The 18,346-nt window shown below is 72.6% G+C and carries 14 protein-coding genes; 6 read left to right on the top strand and 8 right to left on the bottom strand.

The genetic code is table 11. The annotated features are described in order from the left end of the window. Positions 1-154: 154 nt before the first annotated feature. From ACQEVU_RS41230 to ACQEVU_RS41195, 8 genes are all read right to left on the bottom strand, one after another. The gene (locus ACQEVU_RS41230) at positions 155-1,867 is read right to left on the bottom strand and encodes an alpha/beta hydrolase (RefSeq protein WP_433333584.1); all 1,713 of its coding nucleotides are present in this window, start codon (positions 1,865-1,867) and stop codon (positions 155-157) included. Between the two features lie 68 nt (positions 1,868-1,935). Next, on the bottom strand, positions 1,936-3,051 hold the full coding sequence (locus ACQEVU_RS41225) for an ATP-dependent DNA ligase (RefSeq protein ID WP_433333582.1): 1,116 nt from the start codon (positions 3,049-3,051) through the stop codon (positions 1,936-1,938). Positions 3,052-3,114: 63 nt separating this feature from the next. Next, entirely contained in the window at positions 3,115-3,999 is an 885-nt protein-coding gene (locus tag ACQEVU_RS41220; protein WP_433333580.1) for a DNA-3-methyladenine glycosylase family protein, read from the bottom strand. Positions 4,000-4,137: 138 nt separating this feature from the next. Then, entirely contained in the window at positions 4,138-5,076 is a 939-nt protein-coding gene (locus ACQEVU_RS41215; protein WP_433333578.1) for a hypothetical protein, read from the bottom strand. Continuing rightward, positions 5,073-7,550 (bottom strand): AAA family ATPase, encoded by a 2,478-nt coding sequence (locus ACQEVU_RS41210; RefSeq protein ID WP_433333576.1) that lies wholly within the window; start codon positions 7,548-7,550, stop codon positions 5,073-5,075. The genes ACQEVU_RS41215 and ACQEVU_RS41210 overlap by 4 nt, the downstream gene beginning before the upstream one ends. Continuing rightward, positions 7,547-8,692 carry an exonuclease SbcCD subunit D gene (locus ACQEVU_RS41205; RefSeq protein ID WP_433333574.1) on the bottom strand — a complete coding sequence of 382 codons (1,146 nt, stop codon included), beginning with the start codon at positions 8,690-8,692 and terminating at the stop codon, positions 7,547-7,549. Before ACQEVU_RS41205 ends, ACQEVU_RS41210 begins: the two co-directional genes overlap by 4 nt. Positions 8,693-8,707: 15 nt before the next feature. Then, complete coding sequence (locus ACQEVU_RS41200) at positions 8,708-10,480, bottom strand: ATP-binding protein (protein ID WP_433333572.1); 1,773 nt, start codon at positions 10,478-10,480, stop codon at positions 8,708-8,710. 189 nt (positions 10,481-10,669) lie between these two features. Continuing rightward, positions 10,670-11,386: a pyrimidine reductase family protein gene (locus ACQEVU_RS41195; protein WP_433333570.1), complete on the bottom strand. Its 717-nt coding sequence runs from the start codon at positions 11,384-11,386 to the stop codon at positions 10,670-10,672. 171 nt (positions 11,387-11,557) lie between these two features. Here ACQEVU_RS41195 and ACQEVU_RS41190 point away from each other — a divergent pair, with 171 nt between their 5' ends. The 6 genes from ACQEVU_RS41190 to ACQEVU_RS41165 all read left to right on the top strand — a co-directional run bounded on the left by ACQEVU_RS41190 (position 11,558) and on the right by ACQEVU_RS41165 (position 18,323). Continuing rightward, the gene (locus tag ACQEVU_RS41190; RefSeq protein ID WP_433333568.1) at positions 11,558-12,103 is read left to right on the top strand and encodes a plasmid pRiA4b ORF-3 family protein; all 546 of its coding nucleotides are present in this window, start codon (positions 11,558-11,560) and stop codon (positions 12,101-12,103) included. A gap of 450 nt (positions 12,104-12,553) precedes the next feature. Next, positions 12,554-13,870 carry an ABC transporter substrate-binding protein gene (locus ACQEVU_RS41185; RefSeq protein ID WP_433333566.1) on the top strand — a complete coding sequence of 439 codons (1,317 nt, stop codon included), beginning with the start codon at positions 12,554-12,556 and terminating at the stop codon, positions 13,868-13,870. A 110-nt stretch (positions 13,871-13,980) separates the two neighbouring features. Next, positions 13,981-14,973 (top strand): carbohydrate ABC transporter permease, encoded by a 993-nt coding sequence (locus tag ACQEVU_RS41180; RefSeq protein WP_433333564.1) that lies wholly within the window; start codon positions 13,981-13,983, stop codon positions 14,971-14,973. Between the two features lie 5 nt (positions 14,974-14,978). Beyond that, complete coding sequence (locus tag ACQEVU_RS41175) at positions 14,979-15,881, top strand: carbohydrate ABC transporter permease (protein WP_433335278.1); 903 nt, start codon at positions 14,979-14,981, stop codon at positions 15,879-15,881. After that, a complete protein-coding gene (locus ACQEVU_RS41170; protein ID WP_433333562.1) occupies positions 15,878-17,281 on the top strand; it encodes a GH1 family beta-glucosidase in 1,404 nt (467 codons plus the stop codon). The genes ACQEVU_RS41175 and ACQEVU_RS41170 overlap by 4 nt, the downstream gene beginning before the upstream one ends. Before the next feature lies 1 nt (position 17,282). Then, positions 17,283-18,323 (top strand): LacI family DNA-binding transcriptional regulator, encoded by a 1,041-nt coding sequence (locus ACQEVU_RS41165; protein WP_433333560.1) that lies wholly within the window; start codon positions 17,283-17,285, stop codon positions 18,321-18,323. Positions 18,324-18,346: the final 23 nt, after the last annotated feature.

The following is an 18,346-nucleotide window of genomic DNA, read 5'->3' as shown; positions in this document are numbered from 1 at the left end:
GTGCGTTGCGGGGCGCGGCCAGGGACGGCGTGCCGGTCGGGGCGTGCCGTCGGTGGCGCGCGGCCCGAGGCGGCGTGCCGGTCGGGGGCGTGCCGTCGGCGGCGCGCGCCCGGGAGAGCGCGCCGACCGGGAGGCGTGGAGCGGCGCGCGGGGACTACTTCTCGCAGGTGGTGCCGTTTGGCGGGACCTTCAGGTCGATCAGGTAGCGGTTGACGGCGTCGATGATGCAGCCGGTCTGGGGGTACGCGGTGTGGCCCTCGCCCTTCCAGGTGACCAGGTTGCCGACGCCCAGCATTTTGGCGAGGGCGGGGGCCTGCTCGTACGGGGTGGCGGGGTCGCCCAGAGTGCCGATCACGACGATCGGGGCGGAGCCGGTCGCGGGGCCCGTCGGGTAGGGGTCGTGCTTGCCCGGCCACTGGGCGCAGATGAGGTTCAGGGCCAGGGCGCCGCCGAACAGGGGGTACTTCTCGCGCCACTGGGACTGCAGGGTGCGCGACTGCTCGACCGACGGGACGTTGTCGCTGTCGGCGCAGTTCACGACCGAGTTGGCGTCGAACATGTTGGTGTAGTGGCCGCTCGGGTCGCGCTCGGCGTAGAGGTCGGCGAGCTGGAACATCTTCGCCGGCTTGCCGTTGCGCAGGTCCTGCATCGCCTGGGCCAGCAGGCGCCAGCTCGACTCGCTGTAGAGCGACGACACGACCGCGGTGAAGACCCAGCCGGCGGTGGCCTTGCGGCCGTCGCCCTGGATGGGGTTGGCGCGGGCGTCGGCGATGGCCTTCATGACCACGGCGCGGGCGTCGGGGCCGATCGGGCAGTCGTTGGGGGTGTTGGAGCACCAGGTGGTGAAGTTCTTGAACGCGAGCTCGAAGCCGCCGGCCTGCTTCTCGGCGGAGGCCTGGGCCGACAGGGTCGGGTCGACGGCGCCGTCGAGGACGAGGGCGCGCACGTTCTTCGGGAACAGCTGGGCGTAGACGGCGCCGAGCAGCGTGCCGTAGCTGTAGCCGAGGTAGGTGAGCTGGCGCTCGCCGACCGCGGCGCGCAGGGCGTCCATGTCGCGGGCGGCCTGCTCGGTGGAGAACAGGGGGAGCTTGTCGCCGTACTTCTCGCCGCAGCTCTGCGCCAGCTTCCGCGTCAGGGTCACGGTCTGCTGATAGCCCTGGTCGCTGACCGGGTCGGGGTCGAGGCCGAAGTTCTGGTCGAGGTCGGCGTCGGAGAAGCACTTCACCGGCGAGGAGCGGCCGATGCCGCGCGGGTCGAAGCCGATGACGTCGAAGCGGCGCAGGATCTCGGCCGGCAGGAAGACCGAGCGGTAGACGCCGTAGTCGAAGCCGGAGCCGCCCGGGCCGCCCGGGTTGATGAACAGCGAGCCGACCCGGTCGCGCTGGCTGGTGGAGCGGCCGCGGACGAGGGCGATGTCGAACGTGCCCGAGTCCTTCGGGTGCGCCCAGTCCTGCGGCACCTTCACGGTCGCGCACGAGAACTCGGTGGTCTGCGGCGGGGAGGCCAGGATGCCCTTGTAGGCGTCGGGGCACGGCGTCCACGCGGCCGGCGGGATGTCGAGGCCGCCGGACTGCGACACCGGGCCGCCGGCGGGGGCCGACGCGGACGGGCCCTTGAGCGGCCGGCCCGACGTCGGGGTCGTGAACTGCGGCGAGCTGGTGCACCCGGCCAGCAGCCCCACGGCCAGGAAGACCGGGGCGAGCCGGCCCAGCACCCGGCGGGCACGGCGGCCGGCGGGCGCGGGAACGGCGGCAGCGTCCGGCCGGGGCGAGGCGGCAACCCGGCGGCCGGCGGGCGCGGGAACGGCGGTGGCGTCCGGCCGGGGCGAGGCGGCAACCCGGCGGACGGCGGAAGCGAGGAAGGACATGGCGGACCCGGGGTGAGGGGTGTGCGAGGGGCGGGGAGCGCGAGCGGGGCGAGGGGCGGTGGAGAAGGTCACGGACGACCCGCCAGCACGGACTCGACGTCGAAGCGCAGCGGGCGGTCGAGCTGCTCGTACGTGCACGAGCGGGGGTCGCGGTCGGGGCGCCAGCGCTTGAACTGCGCGGTGTGGCGGAAGCGGTCGCCCTCCATCGCGTCGTAGCCGACCTCGACGACCAGCTCGGGGCGCAGCGGCACGAACGACAGGTCCTTCTTGCCGGTCCAGCGGCTCACGCCGCCGGGCAGGCGGGTGCCCTCCTCGGCGGGGGCCGACTCGAGGCCGGCGGCGGCGCTGCCGGGGACCTGGCCGGCCCAGTTCCACGGGTGCTCGACGATGCCCTCGCGATACTGCGCGAGCTCCTCGACCAGCTCGGCGCGGCGCTCGCGGGTGAAGGACGCGGCGACGCCGACGTGGTGCAGGCGGCCCTCGTCGTCATACAGGCCCAGCAGCAGCGAGCCGACGATCGGGCCGTCCTTGTGCCAGCGGAACCCGGCCACGACGGCGTCCGCCGTGCGGGAGTGCTTGATCTTGAACATGGTGCGCTTGCCGGGCTCGTAGGCGCCGTCGGCCGGCTTGGCGATGACCCCGTCGAGGCCGGCGCCCTCGAAGCGCTCGAACCAGTCCTGGGCCACGGCGATGTCGGTGGTGACCGGGGTGACGTGCACGGGGGCCTTGACGTCGCCGAGGGCCTCGACGAGCCGGGCGCGGCGCTTCGCGTAGCCCTCGGCGACCAGGGACTCCTCGCCGATGGCGAGCAGGTCGAAGGCGACGTAGGAGGCGGGGGTCTGCGCGGCGAGCAGCCGCACCCGGGACGCGGCGGGGTGGATGCGCTGGCCGAGCAGCTCGAAGTCGAGCTTGGGCTCGCCGGTGTCGCGGCGGATGACGATGATCTCGCCGTCGACGACGCAGCGGGGCGGCAGCTGGGCCCGGACCTGCTCGACGACCTCGGGGAAGTATCTGGTCAGCGTCTTGCCGCCGCGGCTGGCGAGCTCGACCTCGTCGCCGTCGCGGAACACGATGCAGCGGAACCCGTCCCATTTCGGCTCGTAGCTCATGCCGGGCGCGCTGGGCAGGCTGGGGATGCTCTTGGCGAGCATCGGCTCGACTGGCGGCAGGACTGGCAGTTCCACGTCGCCCAGTCAACCACACGGGTACGACAAGATTGGGCCCGCAGCGAGCAGGATCAACGCCGGTCAGTACCGCGCGAACGAACGGATCGGCATCCGCGGGCCGAAGCGCGGCGCGCCGATCCCGGCGGCGGCGATGAGCGCGCACACCCGCCCGCGGTGCGGCGCGAACGGCGCGAGCAGCTCCAGCATGTGCTCGTCGGTCCCGCGCGGCGCCCCGGTCAGCGCGAAGGTCACGTTGTTCTTGATGTTGTAATCGCCGACGGAGACGGCGTCGGGGTCGCCGTACGCGGCCCGGGTCACCTCGGCCGCCGTCCACGGGCCGATGCCGGCGATGCTGACCAGCCGGGCCGTGCACGACGCGGCGTCGGCGCACCGCTCGAGGGCCGCCGCGTGGGCCGCGGCCCGCCGCAGCGTGTCGGCCCGCTTCTGCTCGATGCCGAGGGGGTGCATGGCCCAGTACGGCGTCGCGGCGATGACCTCCGGGTCGGGCGGGAGGAGCAGGCCGCGGCAGGGGCCGGGCGCGGGCTCGGAGAGGCGGCGCAGCAGGCGTACGTAGGAGTGGTGGGCCTCCTTGCCGGTGACCTTCTGCCCGATGATGGCCGGGACGAGGTGGTGGAAGACGCGCCCGGTGGCGGCGATGCGCAGGCCGGCGTGCTCGCGGGCGAGCCGGGCGACGAGGGGGTGGGCGCGGGCCAGCTCGTCGAAGCCGGTGAGGTCGTCGCGCAGCCCGGCGATGGCGTCGGCCCGCTCGAGGAGCCAGTCGGCCCCAGGGCCATATGCCTCGAAGCGAAGGTCCGACGTAAAAAGGATCCCCAGCGATCCGGGCCCGGAAGGGGTGCGGGTCGCGAACCACGCCGCAGACGTGCTGATCGACAACGTCGGGTCGCCCTGGATGAGTGCCAGGCCGCGCATGGTCCGGACCAGGTCGTAGCGAACCGGAATCTTCATGCCGCGACCCGCGCCAAGGCCCGGTGCAGCCGCAGGGTCCGGGCCAGGTCGTAGCGAACCGGAATCTTCATGCCGCGACCCGCGCCAGGGCCCGGTGCAGCCGCAGGGTCCGGGCCAGGTCGTAGCGAACCGGAACCTTCATGCCGCCACCCGCGCCAGGGCCCGGTGCAGCAGCCGGGCGTCGCCGAGCATGGCGCGCAGCTTACGCTCCAGCCCGGCGATCGGCACCAGGTTCTGCGGCGCCCGCGGGTCCTTGTACGCCTGCGAGGCGAACCGCGGCAGCGTGACCGCCGACAGCCCGGCCAGCGCGACCGCGGCCCCCGGCTCCAGGTCGGCCGAGCACTCCGCCCGCACGATCCCCGACCAGGGCGCACCGGCCGGCCCGGGCAGCCGCAGGTACCACGCGAAGCGGTGCCACGACGTGCCGAGCAGGAACACGGGCGTGCGCTGCCCGCCGCGCAGCGCGGTCACCACGGCGGTGAGGTCGGCCGGGAGGTACTCCACCCGGTGCGTCTTGATGTACCCCAGCGCCCGCGGCAGGTGCGCGCGCTCCTGCAGCGGCCCGTCGACGATGAGCAGGTCGCCGTCGGTGCGCTCCTCGTTGGACACGCCGACCTCGAGGGCCCGCATGTGCCGCTGGACGCCGAGCGCGAGGTCCTTCGGCTCGCCCCGCCTGATGCGCCGGCCGGGGTACCGGATGTTGCCCGCGACGACCGGCGGCAGCTCGGCCACGGGCGTGAACAGCCCGCGCTCGATCCGCGTGGTGGCCACCTGCGCCACGCCCCGGCCGAGTTCGCAGCGCACGACCCCGGCGGCGTAGGAGGCGGCGACGCCCGGATGCGTGGTGCCCTCGTCGTCGGTGATCCAGACGCGGGCGTCGATGCGCTGCACCCCGTCGACGATGAGCACCGTGCCGGGCACGTCCACCGCCGGCGGGTCGACCGGCCGCCACGCGGCGGCCGGCAGCTCGACGTCGGGCTGGATCTGCGCGCTGCTCTGCGCCTGCGGCCCGTCGGTGGCCGAGGCCTCGAAGGAGAGCCCGTACGCCGGGTCCCACGCGTCCACGTGCAGCTTCACAGGCCGGCCCGCTCGATCCGGGCGCTGCGGGCGTCCTTGCGGACCTCGAAGCGGACCGGGATCCGCTCCGCCAGGGCCCCGACGTGGGTGACGACGCCGACCATCCGGTCGCCGCGGGCGGCCAGGGTCTCCAGCGTCGCCGCGACGGTGTCCAGGGTGGCGGTGTCGAGGGTGCCGAACCCCTCGTCGAGCACGATCGACTCGAGGCTGGCCGACGCCGCCGACAGCCCGGCCAGCTGCTCGGACAGCGCGAGCGCCAGGGACAGGGAGGCCTGGAACGTCTCGCCGCCGGACAGCGTGCGCACGGCCCGGCGCAGGCCGGCATCGTGGTGGTCGACGACGAAGAACTCGCCCTTGTCGTGCCCGAGGTCGTACTGCCCGGAGGACAGCTCCCGCAGGGTCCTCGACGCGCCCTCGACGAGCGTGTCGAGGGCCTCGGCGAGCAGCCAGCGCTCGAACCGGTCGGCCCGCAGGTGCTGGGCGAGGGCCCGGGCGACCTGCGCGTCGCGGGCCAGGCCGTCGCGCTGCTCGCGCATCTTGTCGGCGTCGGCCCGCCGCTCCTCGATGCGGCGCACGGCGGCCTCGGCCCGCTCGACGGCGACGGCGGCCTCGCGGGCCGGGTCGGCGCCGGGCGCGGGCAGCCCGGCCTCGGCGAACCGGGCGGCGAGCTCGCCGCGGACCCCGGCGACGCGGCGCTCGGCCGCGCCGACCTCGTCGAGCACGGCGGGCCGGCCGGCGCGGCGGCGGCCGGCCTCGCCGGTGGCCCAGCCGTGCAGCGTGGACCAGGCGTCGGCGAGGTCGTCGCGGTTGGCCGGCGGGGGCCCGAAGGCGGCGAGGCCGTCGCGGGCCGTGTCGAAGGCCCGCCAGGCCGAGCGCAGCCGCTGCTCGGCCCGTTCGGCGGCGCCGGTGGCGGTGCGGTGCGCCTCGCGGGCCTTGCGCACGTCGGCGATGGCCCGGTCGAGGGCCTTGCCGAGCTTGGCGATGCCGTCGAGGTCGCGCTGGAGCGCCTCGGCCGGCGGCGCGCCGTCGAGCTCGCGGTCCAGCTCCTGCGTGCGGGCCGCGGCCTGCTCGGCCTGGGCGCGGACGGCGGCCAGGCTGCGGTCGGCCTCCCGCAGCGCCTTGTCGCGCTCCTCCACCACGTGGTCGGCGGCCTCGCTGCGCTTGCGGGCCGCCTTGCCGGCGGCCTCGGCGGCGGCGACCGCCGGCTCGTGCGGCACGGAGGGCAGCTCGCGGACGGGCTGGGTGCACACCGGGCACGCCTCCCCGACCTGCAGGTGCGGCCGCAGGGCCACCGCCCGGTCCGCCGCCACCGCGGCCTGGTAGGCCGCCCGCGCCGCCTCGAGCGCCTCGCGCGCGTCGGAAGCGTCCGTCCGGGCGGCCGCGACGGCGCGGGAGGCCTGCTCGTGCACCGCCGAGGCGGAGGCGACCCGGGCCGTGATCGTCGAAGCCTCCGCCGCCAGGCGGGCCCGCTCGGCGTGGCGGTCCAGGAGGCGGCGCAGCGCCGCGGCGTCGCCGGCCGCCTGCAGCTCGCCCCGCAGCTTCTCCTCGTGCTCCTCGGCGGCCCGCACGGCCTCCTGCGCGCCGGCGACCGCGGCGCGCGCGTCCGCGTCGGCGGCGGCCAGCCCGGCCGCCTCGCCGGGCACGGCGACGGCGTCGAGCCGGGCGATCTCCGTGTCGAGGGCGTCGAGCGCGGTCGCGGCCTGCGCGGCGAGGCGGCCGGCGTCGGCCAGCTGCGGCGCGAGCGTGTCGACGGCCGTGGCCAGGCCGTGCAGCGCCGTGACCCGCCCGGTGGCCGCGGACAGGGCCGCGTCGTCGATGTCGGAGAGGGAGCGCAGCTGGTCGTCGAGGACCTTGAGCTTGGTCTCGGCGGTGTTGCCCTCCGCCGTGGCGCGTTCGCGGATCCGGCCGTACACGTCCAGGCCGAGCAGGTTGACCAGGATCTTCTGCCGGTCGGCCGGCTTGGCGTGCAGGAACGCCGCGAACTCGCCCTGCGGCAGCACCACGCACTTCGTGAACTGCTCGTAGGGCAGCCCGACGACGGTCAGCACGGCGGTGTCGACCTCGCCGGGCGTGCCGGCGAGGACCTCGGCGATGTCGCCGGCCTCGAGGCCGAACTCGAGCTTGGCCAGGTCCAGGCCGGGGGCCAGCATCTCCAGGCCGGCGTGCTTGGTGGTGACGGCGCCCTTCGCGTCGCGGCGCACGACCCGCGTCAGGACGTACCGCTTGCCGACCGACTCGAAGATCAGGCGCACCCGGGCCTCGGCGGCCGAGGGGGCCAGGGCGTTGGCGATGGCGCGCCGGTCGCCCCAGCGGGGCACGGTGCCGTACAGCGCGAAACAGATGGCGTCGAGGACCGTGGACTTGCCGGAGCCGGTCGGGCCGACGAGGGCGAAGAAGTCCGTGTCGGTGAAGTCGACGGTGGTCGGCTCGCGGAACACGGTGAAGCCGTCGAGATCGAGGCGGACGGGCCTCATGAGTGCATCACCTCGTCGTGCAGCCGGTGGAACAGGGCCACGGTCGCCTCGTCGGCGTGCCCGCGCTGGTCGAGGTAGTCGGCGAAGAGCTCGCCGGCCGAGCGCCCGGCGCGGGCGGCCTCGGCGCGGCCGGAGCCGGGGGCGGGCAGCAGCTTCGGGTCGATGCGCACCTCGAGGGCCTTCGGCAGCAGCTCCTGCACCTCCTCGCGCAGGCCGGCGCGGGGCGCCTCCTGGACGTACACCCGAAGCCACGCCTCGCCGGTGTCCAGCGTGGCCAGCTGCTCGAGGGTCCCGCGCACGGTGCGCAGCGGGGTCGCGACCGGCAGCGGGATCTCGCGGACCCGGGCCGCGGTGGCGGCGGTGACGTCGACAATCGCGGCGGTGGCGAGGTTCTCCTCCTCGCCGAAGTCGATGGGCAGCGGGCTGCCGCTGTAGCGGATCGGGCAGGGCCCGCTCACGGACTGGGCGCGGTGCAGGTGGCCCAGCGCCGCGTAGTGCACCGAGGACGGGAAGACCGAGGCGGGGACGGCGTAGCCCATGATGGTGTGCGCCTCGCGCTCGCCGCCCCCCATGGTGGCCCCGATGACGGTGAGGTGGGCGGTGAGCAGGTTGACGGTGTCCCGGCCGAATCCCCGCGCCAGATGCACGATGAGCTCACCGACGTAGGCCGCGTAGGACTGCGTCATCTCGGCGGCGGACAGCTCGAACATCTCCGAGGCACGCACGGCGTAGCGCTGGGACAGGAAGGGCAGCGCGATGAGCCGCCATTCCTCGCCGCCACGAGTGGTGCCCGCAATGAGGTGCTCCTCGGGCTTGCCGATCGCCCCGCGCAACGTGATCCCGGCCGCGTCCGCCCATGACCGCAGGGCGTCCAGCGCTCGTCCGTTGTCGTGGTTGCCGCCGATGACCACGACCTCGGCGCCCGTCCTGCGCAGCGCCGTCAGCCCCCGGGTGACGATCGCCGTGGACTCCGCGGTGGGGGTGGCCGTGTCGTAGAGGTCGCCGGCGACGATCACCAGGTCGGGGCGCTCCGACGAAGCCACGTCGACGAGGGCGCGCAGCGCGGCGATGTGGTCGGCCGCCCGCGACTGTCCTTTGAGGACCTTGCCGACGTGCCAGTCCGAGGTGTGCAGGATTCGCAAACCGAAACACGCTCCTTAGAACGGGATGTCGTCGTCGGAGATGGCGCCCGCGCCGACCCGGGCCACGACCGCGAACGGGTCGGTGGCGTGCTGGGCGATCGAGCGCAGCGTGGAGGAGGGCGGCGGGCCGGCCTCGGCGGGCCGGGTCGCCCACGACGGGAAGGGGAACTCGATGCACAGCGGCACCGGGATCTCCGGCTGCGACACGAACATGGTGCCGGGCTTGGCCAGCAGCGCCCGCTGGCGCTGGGCGGGGGGCAGGAAGCCGTACTCCGGCCGCGACGCTTCGGCCGGGTCGAGCCGCCCGACGACGCGGATCGCCGAGTTGGCCACGATGCGCCGCTCGACCTCGCTCGCCGTCTGCTGCGCGCCGATGAGGACCACGCCGAGGGAGCGGCCGCGCTCGGCGATGTCGAGCAGCACCTCCTTGATCGGGCTGGTGCCCTCCCGCGGCGCGTACTTGTTGAGCTCGTCGAGCACGACGAACAGCAGCGGCTTGGCGGTGCCGGCCTTCTCCTTGCGCTCGAACTCGGTGCGCAGCGTGACGCCGACGACGAAGCGCTGGGCCCGGTCCGGCAGGTTGTGCAGGTCCACGACGGTCACCTGGGCCGACTCGGCGGTGTTGACCGCGTGCGGCTTGCGGGTGGCGAGGTCGCCGCGGATGAGCCGCGACAGGTCCTTCTTGCTGCCGATGAGCCGGCGGGCGAAGGCGTTGACGGTGCCGAGGCCGACGGCGCTGCCGGCCCACGCGCCGCGGGTGGCGTCGTCGTTGAGCTGCTCGACGAGGTAGTCGACGAGGTCGGCGTAGGAGTTGAGCCGGACGCCGTCGAGCGCCACCCCGCCCTCCGCGGGCTGGGCGATGCGGGCCAGGTGCGCGGTGACGGAGTGGACCACCATCGTGTACTGCTGCCGCTCGTCGTCGGCGTCGGCGAACACGTAGGGCAGCAGCCGGTCGGCGCAGAACTCCGCCAGCGTCCAGTAGAACGCGTCGACGCCGCTGAGCCGGCTGCTCACGTCGGGGGTGCCGGAGGAGTCGCCGGCCCGCGGCGGGGCGTAGACGCGCACGTCGGGGAAGGGGCCGGCGACCAGGCCGAGGCGGGCGTAGGCGGCCTCGGTGGCCGGGTCCAGGCGGGCGTTGGGGTGGTCGAGGAACAGCAGGTCCTCGCCCTTGACGTTGAAGATCAGGGCGCGGGTGTTGGCGGTCTCGCCGGCGCCGCCGAGGACGCCGGAGCGGAACACGGAGTACAGCAGGAAGGTCGCGAAGCTCGTCTTCGTCGCCACGCCGGAGATGCCGGAGATGGACACGTGGGCGCCGCGGGAGCCGTCGAGGAAGTCGGCGTTGAGGAACATCGGCGCGCCGTCGCGGCCGAAGCCCATGGGGATGGTGCGGTCCATCCGGTCGAAGTACAGCGCGCCGGCCCGCGCCTCGCCCTGCGCCCGGTGCACGAGGGCGCCGGGGGTCGGCGGCACGTACACCTCCGGGTCGACCCGCGTCGTGGTGATCTCGGCCGCCTCCTGGATGGTGGCCGGCAGCGTGCCGTCGGCGACGAGGAAGACGTCGGAGTCGAACACGACGCCCTCGTGCCGGGCCCGGACCGCGGTCACGACGCCGGCGATCGTCACGGGGTCGTGTTCGGGAAGGTCACGCTCCGTGACGACGACGTCGTCGAGCTGGAGGTAGGCGCCGTCCTCGACGGCGACCCAGAACGTCAGCGGTGTGGCGTCGGCGGTGCCGAGCACGCGCCCGACGACCGGCCCGCCCGCGTCCCGTGCGGCTTCGTCCTCCATGGCGTCGACCCCCAGTACATGTGTTCGCCTGTGCATCGTGCCCCAACCGGGGCCGCGGGTCGAAGGCACCACGCCCGCGTGGATGGATGAGTGCCCCATTCACGGGGGCAAAAGGGACGAACGCGCCCTTGTCCACAGGGTCGGGGTGGGTTGTCCACAGGGCTGTGGACCGTGCTGTGGATTCGGGGTTCAGCGGGTGTACCGCAGCAGCAGCGATCCCTCGGCGAGCAGCGCGTGACGCAGCGTGAGCGCCTGCGGGGTCTCGACCGCGGGCCCCGTGGTGATCCGGTCGGCGCCCGGCCCGGCCAGCAGCGGCGAGACGGTCAGGCACAGCTCGTCCACGAGCCCGGCCGCGGTGAGCGAGCCGAACAGCCGCGGGCCGCCCTCGCTGAGGATCTGCCGGTGCCCCCGCTCGCGCAGCGCGGCGAGCGCGGCGGCGAGGTCGACCTCGTGCTCACCCGCGGCGACGATGTCGGCGACGTCGGCGAGCCGCCCGGGGTCGGTGCGCCGGTGGGTGACGACGACCGGCCGCACCGGCGCCTCGGCGAGGGCGCGGTGGCCCGGGTCGAGCCTGCCGCGGGCGGAGACGACGACGAGGGTCGGGTACTCGGGCAGGCCGGCGGCGACGCGCCAGGCCCGGCGCCGCTCGTCGAGGCGCAGCGCGTGGTAGTTCTCCTCGCGCACCGTCCCGGCCCCGACGACGAGGGCGTCGCACAGCATGCGCAGCAGGCCGAAGACCCGCTTGTCGGCCCGGCCGGACAGCGGCTCGCTCCTGCCGCCGACGTGCCCGGCCCCGTCGAGGCTGGACACGAAGTTGAGCCGCAGCCAGGGCTCCGGCGGCGTCCGGTAGAGCTCGAGGAGGTCGGGCGCGGGATCGGGCGCGGGCCACAGCAGCTGCACCGGCAAACCCTACTCGCCCGGCGGCCCCGTCACCGGCGGCGTGGGCTCGGGCGCCCGGTGCTGGCAGTCGCACCAGTTCCCGCCCCGGCACTGTTCATGCCGTTTGTCGCGGCACGCTTGACAGATCACCAGTTCAGGCTGCGCCGCCGGGCCCGGCCGGTCAACAATGTCACCACCATGGCTCGCATGATCTTCCAGCTGCGCATCGCCCTCGACGGGGTCGAGCCCGTCGTCTGGCGGCGCGTGCACGTGCCCGGCGGGTTCACCCTCGACCGCCTGCACCGGGTGATCCAGTTCGCGATGGGGTGGGGCGACCGGCACCTGCACGTGTTCGACATCGACGGGGTGCAGTACGGCGTGCCCGATCCCGACGGGCTGCTCGAGGTCCGCGACGAGCTCGACGCGCGGCTGGACGCGGTGGCGGGCAAGGGATCCCGGCTGCGGTACACCTACGACTTCGGCGACTGGTGGGAGCACGAGATCGCCGTCGAGGACGTGGGGCCCGCCGAGCCGGACATGCGCTACCCGATGTGCACCGGCGGCGAGCGGGCCTGCCCGCCGGACGACGTCGGCGGGCCCGGCGGCTATCGGCGGTTCCTGGCCGCGTACGGCGATCCGGCCGATCCCGAGCACGAGGCGATGCGCGCGTGGCTGGGCCGCGACTTCGACCCGGCGGCCTTCGACCCGGCGCCGGCGAGCACCCTCCTGCGCCGCATGACGTGACCGCCCCCCGCGCCCATTTGATTAGGGTCCGAACGACCGACCGTTGATCGACGCCCGTGTAAGTTTCGGGCGGCGCCGACCATCTATGGAATTCAATGGCGGCCGCCCGTTGCCGGGCATCGGCGTCAATGTCACCGTGCGTGTGCGGGCAAAAGGGACATTGCGCGATATAGCCGGGCGAAAACCGGCTAAGAAATCTTGCGGTAACGAAATGGGAACGCTCCCATTGCCCCATTGACACGTCGCTGTTCGCGGTCCAATCTCATGGGAGCGCTCCCGCGGCTGTGGCCGGTGACACACCCCGCGGCCGCGGGAGGCATCAACTCGCATGTCGCCATACCCCGGCGGGGGCTTCACCCTGCCCGCCGCAGCACCTCTGCAGAACGCACGCATCAACACCCCGCACCCAACACACCCAACACACCATCACGACCTGAGAGAGGGGTCAGGATGAGCTTCACCTCGCGCCGCATGCGATCCGTCGCCGCGGCCGCGCTGACCGTCGGGCTCGCGCTCGGCATGGGCGCCTGCAGTGCCAAGAAGGACAACGCCGGCTCGGACAACAGCACGGCCGGTGGCCCGGTCACGATCTCGCTGTCGTACTTCGGTACCCCGGGCTTCACGCAGGCCGTCAAGGACTTCCAGGCCGCGAACCCGAACATCAAGGTCGACGTCAAGAACGAGGGCCAGACCAAGGACTTCGTGCCGAAGCTGGCCCAGCAGATCTCGGCCGGCAGCGGCGCGAGCGACGTCGTCATGCTCGAAGAGGGCATGCTGCTGCAGTACCTGAAGGACAACAAGGGCTTCGCGAACCTGCTCGACCTGGGCGCCTCGTCGGTGGAGAGCGACTACCTGTCGTTCAAGTGGAAGAACGCGTTCACCGCGGACGGCAAGAAGCTCGTCGGTCTCGGCACCGACGTCGGCCCCCTGGCCATGTGCTACCGCACCGACCTGTTCGCCAAGGCCGGCCTGCCCACCGCCCGCGACGAGGTCAGCAAGCTGTGGCCGACGTGGGAGGACTACGTCAAGAAGGGCGAGGAGTTCAAGGCCAAGAACACCGGCGCGGCCTGGATCGACTCGGCGACGTCGATCATGCAGCCGTACATCATGCAGAACAGCGACACCTGGTTCTACGACAAGACCGACAAGTACATCGGCGACACCAACCCGGTCGTGCGCAAGGCCTACGACCTGGGCATCGACATGGCGAGCAAGGGCCTGACCGCGAAGCTGGCCCGCTGGCAGGCGGACTGGGACGCCGCGTTCAAGAACGCCGCGTTCGCGACCGTGCCGTGCCCGCCGTGGTACACCGGTGTGATCAAGGAGCGCGCCGGCGACGCCGGCAAGAACAAGTGGGACATCGCCACCATCCCGGGCAAGGGCGGTAACTGGGGCGGCTCCTACCTCGCGATCCCGGAGCAGAGCAAGAACAAGAAGGCCGCGTTCGAGCTCATCAAGTTCCTGACCGGCAAGCAGGGCGGCATCGACGCCTTCAAGGAGGCGGGCCCGCTGCCGTCGTCGGTGTCGGCCTTGGCCGACCCGCAGATCGCCGACGCGACGAACGACTACTTCAACAACGCCCCCGTCGGCAAGATCTACGTCGCCGCGGCGAAGGAGCTCAAGCCGATCTACCTGGGCCCGAAGCACCAGGCCCTGTGGGAGAACGCGTTCGAGCCGGCCATGCAGGCGGCCGAGCAGGGCAAGCTCTCCGCCCAGGCGGGCTGGGACAAGGCCATCAAGGACAGCAAGGCGCTGGCCGAGGGCTGATCGGTAGCCGATCGAACACGGGCGGAGGTGGCGGCTGACGCCACCTCCGCTCGCTAGCGACCGGAACCTCAGCGACCGGGATTTCGCGCTCTGGAAGAAGGACCACCACCATGACCACCAACGTCGAGGTGCCCCGGGCGAATCATCGAAGGCAGGGCCCCGGGCGAAAGGACCCGGTGACGCCGCCGCGGCGGCGCTCCGTGCGTCTCGGCCGGCTGGACCTCAGATTCTCCCCGTACCTGTTCGTCGCGCCGTTCTTCCTGCTCTTCGCGGTGTTCGGCGCGTACCCGCTGATCTACACGGCCATCCTGTCGACGCGCAAGAACACGCTGACGGGCGGCGACGCGGGCTTCGTCGGCTTCGAGAACTACACGAAGGTCCTGCAGGACGACCACTTCTGGAAGGTGCTCGGCAACACGTTCGGGCTCTTCGTGGTCGCGACCGTGCCGCAGCTCATCCTGGCGCTCATGATCGCCAGCTGGCTCAACAAGAAGATGCGCGCCCGCACCGCGATCCGCATGGGCGTGCTCATCCCGAACATCACCTCGGTCGCCGCCGTCGGCATCGTCTTCGGCCTCATCTTCGCCGACCGCTACGGCCTGGCGAACTGGGCGCTGCAGAGCGTCGGCCTCGACGCGGTCGAGTGGCGCAACCACCAGTGGTCGTCCTGGACCGCCATCGCCTTCATGGTCGACTGGCGCTGGACCGGCTACAACGCGCTGATCTACCTCGCCGCGATGCAGGCGATCCCGAAGGAGCTCTACGAGTCCGCCTCGCTCGACGGGGCGTCGGCCTTCCGCCGGTTCTGGCGGATCACGGTACCGCTGATCCAGCCCACGATCCTGTTCACGGTGATCATCTCGACCATCGGCGGCATGCAGCTGTTCACCGAGCCGCTGCTGTTCAACTACGGCCGGATCCAGGGCGGCTCGCTCAACGAGTTCCAGACCGTGGCCATGTACATCTACGAGACCACGTTCATGAACAACTTCAACGTGGGCAAGGGCGCCGCGATCTCGTGGCTGCTGTTCCTCATCATCCTGGTCTTCGCGCTGGTCAACTTCCTGCTGGTGCGCCGCTCGGTTCGGGGGACCAACTCATGAGCACCATGACCCGGTCCGCGCCGGCCCGCCCCGCGCCCAACCCGCAGAAGAAGCCCGGCCGGGTCCGCAGCGCCTCGGCGGCGCTGTGGGAGGCCAGCCCGCTGACGTACCTCGGCCTGATCATCACGATCGTGCTGTCCATCTTCCCGATCGTGTGGTCGTTCATCGTCGCCTCGCGCGACAACTCGGCGGTGACGGCGATCCCGCCGCCGCTGACCCCCGGCCCGAACTTCTTCGACAACGCGGCGCGGGTGCTGCAGAACTCGGACGCCAACTTCGTCTACGGCCTCGTCAACTCGGCCATCGTCTCGGGCTGCGTCACCCTGTCGGTGGTGTTCTTCTCCACCCTGGCCGGCTTCGCGTTCGCCAAGCTCAAGTTCCGCGGCAAGAACGCGCTCCTGCTGATCATCATCATGACGATGATGATCCCGACGCAGGTCAACATCATCCCGTTGTACCTGCTCATGGTGAAGCTAGACTGGACTAACACGCTGCAGGCGGTCATCGTGCCCTTCCTGGTCAAGGGCTTCGGCGTGTTCATGATCCGGCAGTACGCCGAGTCCGCGATCAGCGACGAGCTGATCGAGGCGGCCCGCATGGACGGTGCCTCCACCTGGCGGACGTACTGGAGTGTCGTGCTCCCGGCGTTGCGCCCGGCGGCGGCCGTCCTCGGCCTGCTGACCTTCATGGAGACGTGGAACGACTTCCTGTGGCCCTACGTGGTGCTCAACGGTGACACGCCGACCGTGCAGGTTTCGCTGAACATTTTGGCGACCGGTTACTACAAGACGGACTACGTGCAAGTCTTTACCGGGACAGCCCTGGCGATCGTGCCGCTGCTCATCGTGTTCATCGCATTCGGCCGCCAGATCATCGGCGGCATCATGGAAGGTTCGGTCAAGGCGTGACCATCATCGACCCGCTGACGTTCCCACCCGGATTCGTGTGGGGGGCGGCGACCGCGTCGTACCAGATCGAGGGGGCGGTGGCCGAGGACGGCCGCACCCCCTCCATCTGGGACACGTTCAGCCACACCCCCGGCAAGACCAAGGGCGGCGACACCGGCGACGAGGCGTGCGACCACTACCACCGCTACCGCGAGGACGTCGCGCTGATGCGGGACCTGGGCCTTCCGGCCTACCGGTTCTCCATCGCGTGGCCCCGCGTGCAGCCGGGCGGCAGCGGGCCGATGAATGCCAAGGGCCTGGACTTCTACCGGCGGCTCGTCGACGAGCTGCTCGAGCACGACATCCGGCCGTGGGTCACGCTGTACCACTGGGACCTGCCGCAGGAGCTCGAGGACGCCGGCGGCTGGCCCAACCGCGACACGGCCGCCCGGTTCGCCGAGTACGCCGCGCTGGTGCACGGCGCGCTCGGCGACCGGGTCCGGCACTGGACCACGTTCAACGAGCCCTGGTGCTCGTCCTTCCTGGGCTACGCCTCGGGCGTGCACGCCCCCGGCCGCCAGCACGCCCCCGACGCGTTCGCCGCGATGCACCACCTGCTGCTCGGCCACGGCCACGCGCTCGAGGCGATCCGGGCCGCGGACGCGGAGGCGGAGCTGGGCATCACGCTCAACCTCTACGCGATCTCGCCGGCCGACCCGGCCCGCGAGGGGGACCTGGACGCGGTGCGGCGCATCGACGGCCTGGCCAACCGGATCTTCCTCGACCCAGTGCTGCGGGGTGAATACCCGGAGGATGTGAAGCGCGACGTCGCCGGCGTCACCGACTTCGGCTTCGTCCACGACGGCGACCTCAAGACCATCTCCACGCCGCTGGACCTGCTCGGGATCAACTACTACAGCCGGCACGTGGTCGCCGCGCCCGACCCCGACGTGCCGGCCGAGCCCTACTGGCGGGCGCCGACGTCGTGGCCGGGCAGCGAGGACGTGCGCTTCATCAAGCGGCCCGGCGTCCCGGTCACCGACATGGACTGGGAGGTCGACGCGCCCGGGCTCACCGAGACCCTCGTGCGCGTCGCCCAGGAGTACCCGCCCGTCCCGCTCTACATCACCGAGAACGGGGCGGCCTACGCCGACACCCCGGGCCCAGACGGGGAGATCCACGACGCCGAGCGGGTCGCCTACTTCGACGCCCACTTCCGGGCCTGCCTGGCCGCGATCGAGCAGGGCGCGCCGCTGCGCGGCTACTTCGCCTGGTCGCTGCTGGACAACTTCGAATGGGCATGGGGCTATTCGAAGCGCTTCGGCGTGATCGGCGTGGACTACGCCACCCAGCGGCGCACGATCAAGGCCAGCGGTCACCGCTACCGCCAGGTCATCAAGCGCAACGGCCTGGCCGGGTAGCGTGCACCGCCCGACACTTGACGAGGTCGCTGCCCTGGCCGGTGTCGGGCGCGGCACCGTTTCCCGGGTCATCAACGGCTCGCCCCAGGTGAGCCCCGAGGCCCGCGCGGCGGTGCAGAAGGCGATCGACGAGCTGGGCTACGTGCCCAACCGGGCCGCGCGGGCGCTGGTGACCCGCCGGACCGACTCGGTGGCGCTGGTCGTCTCCGAGTCCGAGGAGCGGGTCTTCGGTGAGCCGTTCTTCGCCGGGATCGTGCGCGGCGTCAGCTCGCACCTGGCCGACACCCAGATGCAGCTGTGGCTGGCGATGGCCCAGTCCACCGCCGAGCGGCAGCTGGTCGAGCGGCACCTGTCCGACCAGCACGTCGACGGCGTGCTGCTGCTGTCCCTGCACGACGACGACCCGCTGCCCGGCCTGCTGGCCGGGCGGGGGCTGCCCACGGTGCTGGGCGGCCGGCCCGCCCAGATGCTGGAAAGCGCCCACACGAACGGCAACGGCGTCGCCTTCGTCGACAACGACAACGAGGGCGGCGCCCGCACCGCCGTGGAGTACCTGCTCAGCCTGGGCCGCCGGTGCGTGGCGGCGATCGCCGGGCCCCAGGACATGGGGGTCGGCAAGGCCCGCCTCCGGGGGTATCGCGAGGCGCTGCGCCTGGCGGCACGAGCGTCGGGCGCCTATCTTTCCGACGATCGGCTCATTGCCTACGGCGACTTCAGCGAGGCGAGCGGGGCCGACGCAATGTACCGCCTGCTGCATCTCAACCCGGGCCTCGACGCGGTCTTCGCCGCCTCCGATCTCATGGCGGCGGGGGCCATCCGTGCGCTGCGCGAGCAGGGCCGGCGGATCCCCGAGGACGTCGCCGTGGTCGGCTTCGAGGACTCCGCCGTCGCCCGGCAGACCCTTCCGCCGCTCACCACCGTGCACCAGTCGGTGGAGGGCATGGGTCGCGAGATGGCAAGGCTCCTGCTGGCCCGCATCGCCGGCGGGCCGGCCCACTCGACCGTGCTCGACACGCACCTCGTGGTGCGCGAGTCGGCCTAACCCCCCGCACCGCAGGAGGCATC

The organism is Dactylosporangium sp. CA-139066, from assembly GCF_050936175.1.
GTDB lineage: Bacteria > Actinomycetota > Actinomycetes > Mycobacteriales > Micromonosporaceae > Dactylosporangium.
The sequence above is the reverse complement of the archived record's forward strand: the minus strand, read 5'-3'. Positions and strand labels throughout refer to the sequence as shown.

Coding starts and splice junctions, on each gene's coding strand:
- ACQEVU_RS41220 (WP_433333580.1), bottom strand. CDS start 3,999: ATGAAGATTCCGGTTCGCTACGACCTGGTCCGGACCATGCGCGGCCTG.
- ACQEVU_RS41180 (WP_433333564.1), top strand. CDS start 13,981: ATGACCACCAACGTCGAGGTGCCCCGGGCGAATCATCGAAGGCAGGGC.
- ACQEVU_RS41230 (WP_433333584.1), bottom strand. CDS start 1,867: ATGTCCTTCCTCGCTTCCGCCGTCCGCCGGGTTGCCGCCTCGCCCCGG.
- ACQEVU_RS41185 (WP_433333566.1), top strand. CDS start 12,554: ATGAGCTTCACCTCGCGCCGCATGCGATCCGTCGCCGCGGCCGCGCTG.
- ACQEVU_RS41200 (WP_433333572.1), bottom strand. CDS start 10,480: ATGGAGGACGAAGCCGCACGGGACGCGGGCGGGCCGGTCGTCGGGCGC.
- ACQEVU_RS41190 (WP_433333568.1), top strand. CDS start 11,558: ATGGCTCGCATGATCTTCCAGCTGCGCATCGCCCTCGACGGGGTCGAG.
- ACQEVU_RS41175 (WP_433335278.1), top strand. CDS start 14,979: ATGACCCGGTCCGCGCCGGCCCGCCCCGCGCCCAACCCGCAGAAGAAG.
- ACQEVU_RS41210 (WP_433333576.1), bottom strand. CDS start 7,550: ATGAGGCCCGTCCGCCTCGATCTCGACGGCTTCACCGTGTTCCGCGAG.